This window comes from Kosakonia sp. Marseille-Q7440, from assembly GCF_965119485.1.
The window spans coordinates 609779-622671 of the sequence record NZ_CBCPLT010000001.1 but is presented as its reverse complement, the minus strand read 5'-3'; the positions used below and the strand labels follow the sequence as shown (position 1 = coordinate 622671).

Below are 12893 nucleotides of genomic sequence, written 5' to 3'. Positions count from 1 at the left end.
ATCAGGAAACGCTATGAAACCGACGACCCTCTCGTGGCTGCTGAAATGTAAGCAGGAGAAGCGCCGCTTCGCCACCATCACCGCCTATGACTACAGCTTCGCCAAACTCTTTGCCGAAGAGGGGATCAACGTGATGCTGGTCGGCGATTCGTTAGGCATGACGGTACAAGGGCACGACTCCACGCTGCCGGTAACGGTGGCCGATATCGCTTATCACACTCAGGCCGTTCGCCGCGGCGCACCCGCCTGCCTGCTGCTCGCCGATCTGCCGTTTATGGCCTATGCCACCCCCGAACAGGCGTTTGAGAACGCGGCTGCGGTGATGCGCGCCGGTGCCAATATGGTGAAAATCGAAGGCGGCCGCTGGCTGGCGCCAACGGTGAAAATGCTCACCGAACGCGCAGTGCCGGTGTGCGGTCATCTCGGTTTAACTCCGCAATCGGTCAACATCTTCGGCGGTTATAAAGTGCAGGGGCGCGGCGATGCGGCGCAGGGCCTGTATGAAGATGCGCTGGCGCTGGAAGCGGCAGGCGCGCAGCTGCTGGTGCTGGAGTGCGTGCCGGTTGAACTGGCACAGCGCATTACTGAGGCGTTAACCATTCCGGTTATTGGCATTGGCGCAGGCAATGTGACCGACGGACAGATTCTGGTGATGCATGATGCCTTCGGCATTACCGGTGGACATATTCCAAAATTCGCTAAAAATTTCCTCAATGAAGCAGGCGACATGCGTGCCGCGGTCAGGCAGTATGTGGCTGAAGTCGAGTCCGGAGCCTATCCGGGCGAAGAACACAGTTTCCATTAAGGAGCCTTGTTGTGTTGATTATTGAAACCCTGCCGCTGCTGCGCCAGCATATTCGCCGCCTGCGTCAGGAAGGAAAACGCATTGCGCTGGTGCCGACCATGGGCAACCTGCACGATGGTCATATGAAGCTGGTCGAGGAAGCGAAACTGCGCGCCGATGTGGTGGTGGTGAGCATCTTTGTGAACCCGATGCAGTTTGACCGCCAGGATGACCTGGTGCGCTACCCGCGCACGTTGCAGGAAGATTGTGAAAAGCTGAACAAACGCAAAGTCGATTTCGTCTTTGCCCCGGCGCCTGCGGATATCTACCCGCAGGGTACGGAAGGCCAGACCTACGTTGACGTTCCGGGCATCTCGACGATGCTGGAAGGTGCCAGCCGTCCTGGTCATTTCCGCGGCGTCTCCACCATCGTCAGCAAGCTGTTTAACCTGGTCCAGCCCGACATCGCCTGCTTCGGCGAGAAGGATTACCAGCAGTTGCAGCTGATCCGCAAAATGGTGGCGGATATGGGTTACGACATTGAGATTGTCGGCGTACCGACCGTGCGGGCGAAAGATGGCCTGGCACTCAGCTCACGCAACGGCTATCTCACCGCTGACCAGCGCAAAATCGCGCCGGGAATGAGCAAAGTGATGAACGCCATCGCCGATAAATTACAGGCGGGCGAGCGCGATACCGAAGAGCTGGTGGCGCTGGCGGAGCAGCAGGTTAACGAAGCCGGTTTCCGCGCTGACGATATTCAGATCCGCGATGCGGACACGCTGCTTGAAGTGACAGAGAGCAGCCAGCGCGCGGTAATTCTGATGGCGGCATGGCTCGGCCAGGCGCGGCTTATCGACAACAAAGTGGTTGAATTGACCCAGAAATAATCTGGCAGAACGCTGCGCCGGTTAAGGCGCGGCAACAACAGACGGGGTTAAGCAGGGAGCCGTCTCCCCGTTTCGGCTTTACTCTCAGTAACGAAGGTTCAACTTATGATTCGCACTATGCTGCAAGGCAAGCTCCACCGCGTCAAAGTGACGCAGGCCGACCTGCATTACGAAGGCTCCTGCGCCATCGACCAGGATTTCCTGGAAGCGGCAGGTATCCTTGAATACGAAGCCATTGATATCTACAACGTCACCAACGGTAAGCGCTTCTCTACCTATGCGATTGCCGGTGAGCGCGGCTCGCGCATTATCTCCGTTAACGGCGCGGCGGCGCACTGTGCGGATGTCGGCGATATTCTGATTATCGCCAGCTACGTCACCATGCCCGATGAAGCGGCCCGCAGCTGGCAGCCGAAAGTGGCCTATTTTGACGGCGACAACGAGATGAAACGCACCGCGAAAGCCGTGCCGGTTCAGGTTGCCTGATGCCCTACCCCTGCGGCTGATTGCTGATCAGCCGCGACATCGTTTCCAGCGAATCCGTCCGTAAGATATAGAGCCGTTTTAACAAGAACGGATTATCCCCCGGCTTCACCTTCCCGCGCACCGTGGTTACCGCCATATGGAAACCGGCGTCATTTGCCGCTTTCACCGCTTTATCGTCATAGCCGCCAAACGGATAGGAGAGATAGAGCACATGCGGGTTGAACTGCGCCAGCGCGCGGCGCGAACGTTTAAAATCAAACAGAATGTTGTGATAGCTGCGGCTAAAGAGGATCGGATGACGCGCGTCGTCAACCCGGTGCAGAAAGTGGGTGTGCGACTGCACATCAAACACGTCACGAATGCCGTTAAGCTCCGACACGCTCATAAATTGCAGCGATTTTGGGTCCCACTTCTGCGGCTTCAGCTTGATACGTGACGAGATAATAAATGCCGTCGCTTTAAAACCATACTGGCGCAGGATCGGGTAGGCGTAGCGGCTGACGGACTTCAGCCCATCATCAAAAGTGATCACCACCGCGCGCGCGGGCAGATTCATGCGATTACGCACATACCCTTCCAGTTGATACATCGACAGCGTGGCGTAACCCTGGTCGCGCAGCCAGGTCATCTGGTTGGTAAAGGCGCGTACCGAGGTGGTGGTCGAGGTGTGGCGAAAGCGGGTGTTCTCTTCGTCATGCAAAATATGGTGGTAGGTCAGCACCGGCAGGCCGTTATCTTCCTGCGCATCGAGGCTGCTGACCCACGCCAGCCGGTTGCCAATGCGGATCTGAAACCAGGTCTGGTTCAGGCGATCTTTGAGCTTATCGATAATCGGGTAGCGCAGGTTTTGCGCCAGCGTGCCGAACTGCGGGCTGGTTTTATCCGGCGCGTTGTAGAGCGGCGTATCCTGCCAGGTGATGAGATTCTGGTTGCTGAGCGGCTTATTAAGATCGCCGAGACTATCCTGCACGCGCTTGTTGCCCGTTACCGTGCCGAGATGGCCTTTATCAATAAATCCCGAGCCAAAACCGAAGCGAAAGGCGTAGTAATCCTCCTCGCCCGGCACCACGCCGATGATCTGCCCGGCGCGAATATTACCGACGGTAATGACCTTATCGCCCACCTGCGCCCAGATGTCGGCATCTTCGGTGGTTTGCAGATAGCGTGCAGGAACAGCTTGTTCGCTGATAATGGCGGCAGAGGCGCTACCGGCCAGCAACAGAAAGAGAAAGGCAATCAAACGAGACATGAGACGAACCGCGTTAGGAAAGTGGCGTGATTGTAACAAAACCTGAGAGATTTAATGGCTTTGTTTAGGTCAAAAAGTGGGCTAACTCGGCGGATTGCCTTCTGGGCAGATGACGTCTGGCGTGGAATGCTCATCTTCTGTTCAAATTTTGCCTTTCCATTTCCGTGGTGTATTTTATTTGTGCAGTTGCACCTTAATAATGGACTAAGGAAATATTATGAACATGGATAAAGCTATCATTCTCGCTCTGCTTTTAGGTTTTTCATCCGCTTCAGGCGCGGCTTTCGCGGGTCAATGCCCGGCAAAAGGAAGCATAACGTCAACGGGAGTGGAAACGGACACGGATGGGATTTCAAGCATGGTTTATTGCTCGCCATCCGCCACTAATTGTAAATGGAAAGGATTCGACCCGATGGCCATCATAGGCAGCAAAGTGAAAGAGCTCTTAAATGCGATGAATCAGCCCACCAGAAACAATGGGCTCACTTATTGTGATTACCGATTAGAGACGGGCGATCAAATAAGAATGTCTTTAAAACAGGATTAATTGCTGTTCATGCATAACAATAAGATCGCCGAAGCGATCTTATTGTTTTTTAAGGTAATGCTGAAAATAGCCGGATAACCGTTAGCTACGTAGCCCGCGCCCGCGCTGAATCAAATACCAGCAGGTCAAATAAAAGCCGAGAATAAAGACTACCAGCACGCCGACCGTGGTGACCAGCGGCACATCGCTGATTCCGAGGAAGCCGAAGCGGAAGCCGCTGATCATATAGACGATCGGGTTCAGGTGCGACAGCGCCTGCCAGAACGGTGGCAGCAGCGTCAGGGAGTAGAAGACGCCGCCGAGATAGGTCAGCGGGGTCAACACAAAGGTCGGGATCAGGCTGATATCGTCAAAGGTTTTGGCGAACACCGCATTCAACAGACCGGCCAGCGAGAAGAGCACTGCGGTGAGCAGCAGCGTCAACCCGACAAACAGCCATGAGTGCACCTGGAAAGGCACGAAGAAGAGCGATACCGCCGTTACCAGCACACCAACGCACAGGCCGCGCGCCACGCCGCCGCCAACATAGCCGACAATAATCACATGCGTCGGCACCGGTGCCACCAGCAGCTCCTCAATGTTGCGCTGGAACTTGGCGCTAAAGAAGGAGGAGGCGACGTTGGCATAGCCGTTGGTGATCACGGCCATCATGATCAGACCCGGAACGATAAACTGCATATAGGTGAAGCCGTGCATTTCACCGATACGCGAACCGATCAGGTTGCCGAAAATAATAAAGTAGAGGGTCATGGTGATCACCGGCGGCACCAGTGTCTGCACCCAGATACGCATAAAACGCTGGATCTCTTTGTACCAGATACTCTTCAGCGCCACCCAATAAAGCTGCATCATGCGCCCTCTCCTTTCCTGTCATGCACCAACGTAACGAACAGCTCTTCAAGGCGGTTGGCTTTGTTACGCATACTCAATACCTGGATCCCCTGCGCGCTCAGTTGGCTAAAGACGCTGTTAATCCCCTGCTCGCGCAGCACTTCAACTTCAAGCGTTGAAGTATCCACCAGGCGATATTGATACCCTTCCAGCTTCGGCAGCGCGCTTTTCGCCGCTAAATCGAGGATAAAGGTCTCCGATTTGAGCTTGGAGAGCAGCGACTTCATCGAGGTGTTCTCCACCAGTTCACCATGCTGGATGATGCCGATATTGCGGCACAGCATCTCCGCCTCTTCCAGATAGTGGGTGGTGAGAATAATGGTGGTGCCTTTGTCGTTCAGATCCTTCAAAAAGCCCCACATTGAGCGGCGCAGTTCGATGTCGACACCCGCCGTTGGCTCATCAAGGATCAGCAGTTTTGGCTCGTGCATTAGCGCGCGGGCAATCATCAAACGGCGCTTCATTCCGCCGGAGAGCATGCGCGCACGTTCGTTACGTTTACCCCACAGATCGAGCTGGTTGAGGTACTTTTCGCTGCGCACTAACGCATCTTTGCGATCGACACCGTAGTAGCCCGCCTGGTTGACGACAATCTGCTGTACGGTTTCAAACGGGTTGAAGTTGAACTCCTGCGGCACCAGCCCAAGCTGGCGTTTGGCGTTCACTACATCTTTTTCCAGGTCATAGCCAAAGACGCTGACCCGGCCAGAGGTTTTATTCACCAGCGAACTGATAATGCCGATGGTGGTCGACTTGCCCGCGCCGTTCGGCCCAAGCAGGGCGTAGAAGTCTCCCGCCTCGACTTGCAGATCGATTCCGCGCAGCGCCTGAACGCCGCCCGGATAGGTTTTTTTAAGCTGCTCAAGCTCCAGTGCAATGGTCATGAATTATCACTTACCTATTTTCTTACACTCGATGTGTGGTTTTAAAAGAGAAAGAGTTGACCTATATTAGGCCTCGCACTTATTTTGCTTACAGGTCGCAAAGCGCTATGAAAGACATAGATACACTCATCAGCAACAACGCACTATGGTCAAAAATGCTGGTCGAGGAAGATCCAGGATTTTTTGCAACGCTGGCGCAGGCACAAAAGCCGCGCTTTCTGTGGATTGGCTGTTCAGACTCACGCGTTCCGGCTGAGCGCCTGACTGGCCTTGAACCCGGCGAGCTGTTTGTTCACCGTAACGTGGCCAACCTGGTCATCCATACCGACTTAAACTGCCTCTCCGTTGTGCAATACGCCGTTGATGTGCTGGAAGTTGAACACATCATCATCTGCGGCCACTACGGCTGCGGCGGTGTTCAGGCAGCGGTTGAAAACCCGGAACTGGGTCTTATCAACAACTGGCTGCTGCACATTCGCGACATCTGGTTTAAACATAGCTCGCTGCTCGGCGAAATGCCGCCAGAACGTCGTCTCGATACGCTTTGCGAATTGAACGTCATGGAGCAGGTTTATAACCTTGGCCACTCAACGATTATGCAATCCGCCTGGAAACGCGGCCAGAACGTGACGATTCACGGCTGGGCTTACGGCATCCACGATGGCCTGCTGCGCGATCTGGAAGTGACTGCCACCAACCGCGAAACGCTGGAACAGCGTTACCGCACAGGTGTACAGAACATCAGCCAGAAGCACATTAATCACAAATAACAATCGGGGCCCGTCGGCCCCGATTTTTTTATTCGTCCAGCATTACCACTTTGCCGACATAGGGCAAATGGCGATAGCGCTGAGCGTAGTCAATTCCGTAACCCACCACAAACTCATCCGGAATCGAGAAACCGACATACTCAACGGTGACATCCACTTCGCGTCGCGAGGGCTTATCCAGCAGGGTGCAGATCGCCAGCGATTTCGGCTCACGCAGGCTCAGGATCTCGCGCACTTTCGACAGCGTGTTGCCAGAATCGATAATGTCTTCAACAATCAATACATCTTTGCCGCGAATATCTTCATCCAGATCTTTGAGGATTTTCACATCACGGGTCGATGACATGCCGCTGCCGTAGCTGGAGGCGGTCATAAAATCGACTTCATGGGAGACCTGCACTTCACGGCAGAGATCGGCCATAAACATAAACGAGCCGCGCAGCAGCCCCACCAGCACCATCTCGCTGCCGCTATCTTTGTAACGTTCAGTGATTTGACGACCCAGTTCGGCGACGCGTGCTTTGATCTCCGCTTCCGGGATCATCACTTCAACTTTGTGTTTCATATTAACTAACCATATGATTTTAGAAGCAAATAATTCAACACCAATCGCTTAAACCGGTGATTGAAACGCAAGCCGTGAAGTATACCAGCAAAACCAATTCAGGTGGGCATGCATCGAGAAAGCTCGATTTGTGATGACGATCACACTTGTTAACACTTATAATTAGTTGCTATCAAAAATTTAACAAACTGATGAGTATTCCTTTTATGGCAGAAACAAAATCGCAACGGTCGCGGCTATTGATAATGCTGACGACGATCTTTGCAGCCTTCTGCGGGCTGTATCTTTTAATCGGTGGTGTCTGGCTGGTCTCCATCGGCGGCTCCTGGTACTACCCCATCGCTGGCCTGGTGATGCTCGGCGTAACCTGGCTGCTGTGGAAAGGGAAGCGTTCCGCGCTCTGGCTTTATGCGGTCCTGCTGCTTGCCACCATGCTGTGGGGCGTTTGGGAAGTCGGCTTCGACTTCTGGGCGCTGACCCCACGTAGCGATATTCTTGTCTTCTTCGGTATCTGGCTGATTCTGCCATTTGTCTGGCGTCGCCTGATTATTCCTGCCCGTGGCGCGGTTGCTGCTCTGTTAGCGGTACTGCTGATTAGCGGCGGCATTCTGACCTGGGCCGGTTTTAACGACCCGCAGGAGATCAACGGCACCCTGAGCGCTGACTCGACGCCTGCTGCACCGATCTCTAACGTTGCTGATAGCGACTGGCCGGCTTATGGCCGTAACCAGGAAGGCCAGCGTTACTCCCCGCTGAAGCAGATTAACGCGGATAACGTGAAGAACCTGAAGGAAGCCTGGGTATTCCGCACCGGCGACCTGAAGCTGCCGAACGATCCGGGTGAAATCACCAACGAAGTGACGCCGATTAAAGTGGGCGACACCCTGTTCCTCTGCACCGCTCACCAGCGTCTGTTCGCACTTGATGCTGCAAGCGGTAAAGAGAAGTGGCACTTCGATCCGCAGCTGAACGCGGACCCGTCCTTCCAGCATGTCACCTGCCGTGGTGTCTCTTACCACGAAGCGACAGCGGAAAACGCCAGCCCGGAAGTCGTGGCTAACTGCCCGCGCCGCATTATTCTGCCGGTCAACGACGGTCGCCTGTTCGCGGTGAACGCCGATAACGGCAAGCTGTGTGACACCTTTGCTAACAAAGGTATCCTCAACCTGCAAACCAACATGCCGGTTACCACGCCGGGGATGTATGAGCCGACTTCACCGCCGATCGTCACCGATAAAGTGATTATCATTGCCGGTGCGGTAACGGATAACTTCTCTACCCGTGAGCCGTCTGGTGTGATTCGTGGTTTCGATATCAACACTGGTAAGCTGCTGTGGGCCTTCGATCCGGGCGCGAAAGATCCGAATGCAATCCCGGCGGATGAACACCACTTCACCCTTAACTCGCCGAACTCCTGGGCCCCTGCGGCCTATGACGCGAAGCTGGATATGGTCTACCTGCCGATGGGCGTTACCACGCCAGATATCTGGGGCGGTAACCGCACGCCGGAGCAGGAGCGTTACGCCAGTTCCATTGTTGCGCTGAATGCGACCACCGGTAAGCTGGTGTGGAGCTATCAGACCGTACACCACGATCTGTGGGATATGGATATGCCGTCCCAGCCAACGCTGGCGGATATCGATGTGAACGGTAAGAAAGTGCCGGTCGTTTATGCTCCGGCGAAAACCGGTAACATCTTCGTGCTGGATCGTCGTAACGGCGAACTGGTTGTGCCGGCACCGGAAAAACCGGTTCCGCAGGGCGCAGCGAAAGGCGATTACGTCACCAAAACCCAACCCTTCTCCGATCTGAGCTTCCGTCCGAAGAGAGATTTGAGCGGTGCGGATATGTGGGGCGCCACCATGTTCGACCAACTGGTGTGCCGTGTGATGTTCCACCAGATGCGTTATGAAGGCATTTTCACCCCGCCGTCCGAGCAGGGTACGCTGGTCTTCCCGGGTAACCTTGGCATGTTTGAGTGGGGCGGTATCTCCGTCGATCCAAACCGCCAGGTGGCTATTGCTAACCCGATGGCGCTGCCGTTTGTCTCTAAGCTGATCCCGCGTGGTCCAAACAACCCGATGGAGCCGCCGAAGGATGCGAAAGGCACTGGTTCGGAATCTGGTATTCAGCCGCAGTATGGCGTGCCGTTTGGCGTCACGCTGAACCCGTTCCTCTCGCCGTTTGGCCTGCCGTGCAAACAGCCAGCCTGGGGTTATATCTCTGCGCTGGATCTGAAAACCAACCAGGTAGCATGGAAAAAACGTATCGGTACGCCGCAGGATAGCCTGCCGTTCCCGATGCCGATTAAAGTGCCGTTTACCCTCGGTATGCCGATGCTTGGTGGCCCGATCTCTACTGCCGGTAACGTGCTGTTTATCGCCGGTACAGCGGATAACTACCTGCGCGCGTACAACATGACCAACGGTGACAAACTGTGGGAAGGTCGTCTGCCAGCGGGTGGTCAGGCAACGCCGATGACCTATGAAGTGAATGGCAAGCAATACGTTGTCATCTCCGCAGGCGGTCACGGTTCGTTCGGTACCAAGATGGGTGATTACATCGTGGCGTTTGCTCTGCCGGATGACGCGAAGTAATTAGCCCCCTGCTGTAGTGTTGCCGGATGGCGGCTGGCGCTTTATCCGGCCTACAAAACAAAGCCCGGCACGCATTGCGCTGCCGGGCTTTTTTATTGTCAAATCTGAACGCATTGCCGGATGGCGGCTGGCGCCTTATCCGGCCTACAAAACCCCGAAACCGATCGCAGAACCGTAGGCCTGATAAGCGCAGCGCCATCAGGCATTTTTGCCGGGCGCAGTTTACGCGACGGTAAAGCCGAGCATCATGCCGGTATCTTCATGCTCCAGCAGATGGCAGTGCGCCATATAGGCAAACTCTTTCGCTGCCGCATGATCAAAGCGCACCAGCACTTCACTGCGCGCACCGTACACATTGACCGTATCCTTCCAGCCTGCGCGATGCGCCGCGGGCGGCTTGCCGTTTTCAGAGAGGATGCGGAACTGCGTACCGTGAATATGGAACGGATGCAACATCATGTCCCCCTCCCCGGAGATCGCCCAGCGTTCAAACTGCCCTTTTTGCACTGCAAATTGCGGCGTCACCATATCAAATGCTTTGCCGTTGATACGGTTGGCATTGTGGAAATCAAACCCCTGGCTGCCGTGATCCATATGGCCATGATCCATCTGCATCCCGTGCATATCGCCGTGATGCATCCCCATGCCCGCCATCGCGCCGTCGCCATACTTCTGCTGTAGCGCCTGCATGCCCATCATATCGAGCATTGGATCCATCGACAGTTGCAGGGTGCGCTGAGTTAAGCCCTCAAGCGCAGGCAGTGCGGGCAGCGAAGCAAGCGTATCCGGCAGATCGCCCGAGGCGGTCACCTGCAACGGTTGAATACGCAGCACCGGTACCGGCTGGTCAAACGGCGCGACGGTCATGCCCATCTGCTTAACTGGCAGCGTCACCAGATCGAAAGTCTTACCATCGCTGATATCCACCAGTACCTCGAACCGTTCGCCCATCAACATCGGCAGTTCAGTCACCTTAACCGGCTCACTTAGCAAACCGCCGTCGCTGGCGATGACATAAAGCGGGCGCTTATCGCTGGTGGCAAAATTGAGCGAGCGCGCATTACACCCGTTGAGCAGGCGCAGGCGCAGCCAGCCGCGCGGAGCCGCATGCTGCGGGTAGACGGCACCGTTGGCGAGCAGCGTATCGCCAAACCAGCCCACCGCCGCGCTCATCACATCGAGCTGGTAATCAATCTGCCCCTGCGCGGTCAATTTTTTGTCCTGCACGATCACCGGCACATCATCGATGCCCCACTGCTGCGGCAGGCGCAGTTTGCGGCTGTTCTCATCTTCGATTAGCACCAGCCCGGCGAGCCCCATCGCCACCTGACGCCCGGTTTTGCCATGCTGATGAGGGTGGAACCAGCAGGTGGCAGCCTGCTGCGTGGGCGTGAAGGTTACCGTCCGGCTACCGCCCGCCTTAATCACGCCCTGCGGCCCGCCGTCGACCTCCCCCGGCACTTCGAGACCGTGCCAGTGCACAGTGGTCTCTTCAGCAAGCTGATTGCGGATATCCACCGTCACCGCTTTTCCCTGGCGCAGCTGAATAGCTGGCCCCAGCAACGCGCCGTTATACCCCCAGGTTGTCGCGCTTTTCTGTGCAAACTGGCTCTCCCCTGCCTGCACCGTTAAGACAATGCGGCTCTCTGCATCCGGGGCAAGCAGCGGTGGAATGGGTAACGTGGGCCGGGTGGCGGCGAAGAGCGAGCGGCTCCAGAGCGGCAGCGCGCTGGCAGCCCCCAGGAGCGCGGAATATTTAAGGAAATCTCGACGTTGCATGGGTATATCCTTATCAAGAGTCGGCGATGCATTAAGCGTAAACCTTTCCCCTGCCGGAAGGTCAAGAAAGCAGACGATAATAAATATCGTCGCGTTAACTGGACTGTGCTAACGTTTAATTTCCGTTACGCCGTGGTAGAGAGAATGAAAACGTTTTTCAGAAGTATCATCCTTGGCAGCCTGCTCGCTGTCTCCGCCAATAGTTATGCCCTGAGTGAATCTGAAGCTGAAGACATGGCCGATCTGACGGCGGTGTTTGTTTTTCTGAAAAATGACTGCGGTTATAACAACTTACCTAACGGGCAGATCCGCCGTGCGCTGGTCTTTTTTGCCCAGCAAAATCAGTGGGATCTCAGCAACTACGATAGCTGGAACATGAAAGCGCTGGGCGAAGAGAGCTACCGCGATCTGAGCGGCATCGGCATTCCAACGGCGAAAAAGTGCAAAGCTCTTGCCCGTGACTCGTTGAGTCTGCTCGCCTACGTAAAATAGCGCTTATCTTTTGACCGTGCATCGTTCGCCAGAGTTGGCTATCATGTTGCGCCCGTTTTTCACGGATGTTAACAAAGGAGCGACGAATGGCCGACAACACCATTTGGCAAGAAACGCTGCACGACAACTTTGGTCAGTACTTTGCCGTTGATAAGGTGCTTTACCACGAGAAGACCGATCATCAGGATCTGATTATCTTCGAAAATGCCGCCTTTGGCCGCGTGATGGCGCTGGATGGCGTGGTACAAACCACCGAACGCGATGAGTTTATCTATCACGAGATGATGACTCACGTTCCGCTGCTGGCGCACGGTCACGCAAAGCATGTGCTGATCATTGGCGGCGGCGACGGCGCGATGCTGCGCGAAGTCTCCCGCCACAAAAATATTGAAACCATCACCATGGTAGAGATCGACGCAGGCGTCGTCTCTTTCTGCCGCCAGTACCTGCCCAAACACAACGCCGGTGCCTACGACGACCCGCGCTTTGAGCTGGTGATTGATGATGGCGTCAACTTCGTCAACCACACGCAAAAAACCTTCGATGTGATTATCTCTGACTGTACCGATCCTGTCGGTCCGGGCGAGAGCCTCTTCACCTCGGCGTTTTATGAAGGGTGCAAGCGCTGCCTTAATCCCGGCGGGATTTTTGTCGCGCAGAACGGCGTCTGCTTCTTACAGCAGGAGGAAGCCGTTGGCAGCCATCGCAAACTGGGCCACTACTTTGCCGATGTCAGCTTCTACCAGGCGGCAATCCCGACCTATTACGGCGGCATTATGACCTTTGCCTGGGCGACGGATAACGAAGCGTTGCGCTCGCTCTCCACGGAGATTATCGCCGCGCGTTTCCACACCGCCGCACTGACCTGCCGTTACTACAATCCGGCAATCCATACGGCAGCATTCGCTCTGCCACAATATCTACACGATGCACTGTCTGCACAGTGACGCTAAGGGGGT

General features: G+C 55.4%; 13 protein-coding genes. 8 read left to right on the top strand and 5 right to left on the bottom strand.

Annotated elements, in window-relative coordinates; all coding sequences use genetic code 11:
* Positions 1-13 precede the first annotated feature (13 nt).
* From panB to panD, 3 genes are all read left to right on the top strand, one after another.
* Positions 14-805 (top strand): 3-methyl-2-oxobutanoate hydroxymethyltransferase, encoded by a 792-nt coding sequence (panB, locus tag ACWPW2_RS02770; RefSeq protein WP_023480251.1) that lies wholly within the window; start codon positions 14-16, stop codon positions 803-805.
* An 11-nt stretch (positions 806-816) separates the two neighbouring features.
* Entirely contained in the window at positions 817-1674 is an 858-nt protein-coding gene (gene panC, locus ACWPW2_RS02765) for a pantoate--beta-alanine ligase (protein WP_454121558.1), read from the top strand.
* Between the two features lie 105 nt (positions 1675-1779).
* Positions 1780-2160 carry an aspartate 1-decarboxylase gene (gene panD / locus ACWPW2_RS02760; protein ID WP_313354080.1) on the top strand — a complete coding sequence of 127 codons (381 nt, stop codon included), beginning with the start codon at positions 1780-1782 and terminating at the stop codon, positions 2158-2160.
* 4 nt (positions 2161-2164) lie between these two features.
* Here the strand turns inward: panD and ACWPW2_RS02755 are convergent, their stop codons facing one another.
* On the bottom strand, positions 2165-3409 hold the full coding sequence (locus ACWPW2_RS02755; protein ID WP_023480477.1) for a polysaccharide deacetylase family protein: 1245 nt from the start codon (positions 3407-3409) through the stop codon (positions 2165-2167).
* Positions 3410-3626: 217 nt separating this feature from the next.
* Between ACWPW2_RS02755 and ACWPW2_RS02750 the strand changes: the two genes are divergently transcribed.
* The gene (locus ACWPW2_RS02750; RefSeq protein WP_312479796.1) at positions 3627-3956 is read left to right on the top strand and encodes a hypothetical protein; all 330 of its coding nucleotides are present in this window, start codon (positions 3627-3629) and stop codon (positions 3954-3956) included.
* Positions 3957-4037: 81 nt separating this feature from the next.
* On the opposite strand, the gene ACWPW2_RS02745 is transcribed toward ACWPW2_RS02750, so the two are convergent.
* Together ACWPW2_RS02745 and ACWPW2_RS02740 are read right to left on the bottom strand one after the other, a co-directional pair.
* Positions 4038-4808: an ABC transporter permease gene (locus ACWPW2_RS02745; RefSeq protein WP_034813337.1), complete on the bottom strand. Its 771-nt coding sequence runs from the start codon at positions 4806-4808 to the stop codon at positions 4038-4040.
* Positions 4805-5731, bottom strand: coding sequence for an ABC transporter ATP-binding protein (locus ACWPW2_RS02740; protein WP_023480271.1), 927 nt, complete (start codon positions 5729-5731; stop codon positions 4805-4807). The genes ACWPW2_RS02745 and ACWPW2_RS02740 overlap by 4 nt, the downstream gene beginning before the upstream one ends.
* Positions 5732-5838: 107 nt before the next feature.
* On the opposite strand from ACWPW2_RS02740, the gene can reads away from it, so the two are divergent.
* Positions 5839-6501 carry a carbonate dehydratase gene (can, locus tag ACWPW2_RS02735; RefSeq protein ID WP_023480421.1) on the top strand — a complete coding sequence of 221 codons (663 nt, stop codon included), beginning with the start codon at positions 5839-5841 and terminating at the stop codon, positions 6499-6501.
* Between the two features lie 28 nt (positions 6502-6529).
* On the opposite strand, the gene hpt is transcribed toward can, so the two are convergent.
* Entirely contained in the window at positions 6530-7066 is a 537-nt protein-coding gene (hpt, locus tag ACWPW2_RS02730; protein ID WP_023480399.1) for a hypoxanthine phosphoribosyltransferase, read from the bottom strand.
* A gap of 206 nt (positions 7067-7272) precedes the next feature.
* Between hpt and ACWPW2_RS02725 the strand changes: the two genes are divergently transcribed.
* Positions 7273-9663, top strand: a complete 2391-nt coding sequence (locus tag ACWPW2_RS02725; RefSeq protein WP_454121555.1) for a glucose/quinate/shikimate family membrane-bound PQQ-dependent dehydrogenase — start codon at positions 7273-7275, stop codon at positions 9661-9663.
* A 222-nt stretch (positions 9664-9885) separates the two neighbouring features.
* On the opposite strand, the gene cueO is transcribed toward ACWPW2_RS02725, so the two are convergent.
* Positions 9886-11442 carry a multicopper oxidase CueO gene (gene cueO, locus ACWPW2_RS02720; protein WP_454121553.1) on the bottom strand — a complete coding sequence of 519 codons (1557 nt, stop codon included), beginning with the start codon at positions 11440-11442 and terminating at the stop codon, positions 9886-9888.
* A gap of 144 nt (positions 11443-11586) precedes the next feature.
* On the opposite strand from cueO, the gene ACWPW2_RS02715 reads away from it, so the two are divergent.
* Together ACWPW2_RS02715 and speE are read left to right on the top strand one after the other, a co-directional pair.
* Complete coding sequence (locus tag ACWPW2_RS02715) at positions 11587-11934, top strand: YacC family pilotin-like protein (protein WP_023480277.1); 348 nt, start codon at positions 11587-11589, stop codon at positions 11932-11934.
* 86 nt (positions 11935-12020) lie between these two features.
* A complete protein-coding gene (gene speE / locus ACWPW2_RS02710; RefSeq protein ID WP_023480226.1) occupies positions 12021-12881 on the top strand; it encodes a polyamine aminopropyltransferase in 861 nt (286 codons plus the stop codon).
* Positions 12882-12893: the final 12 nt, after the last annotated feature.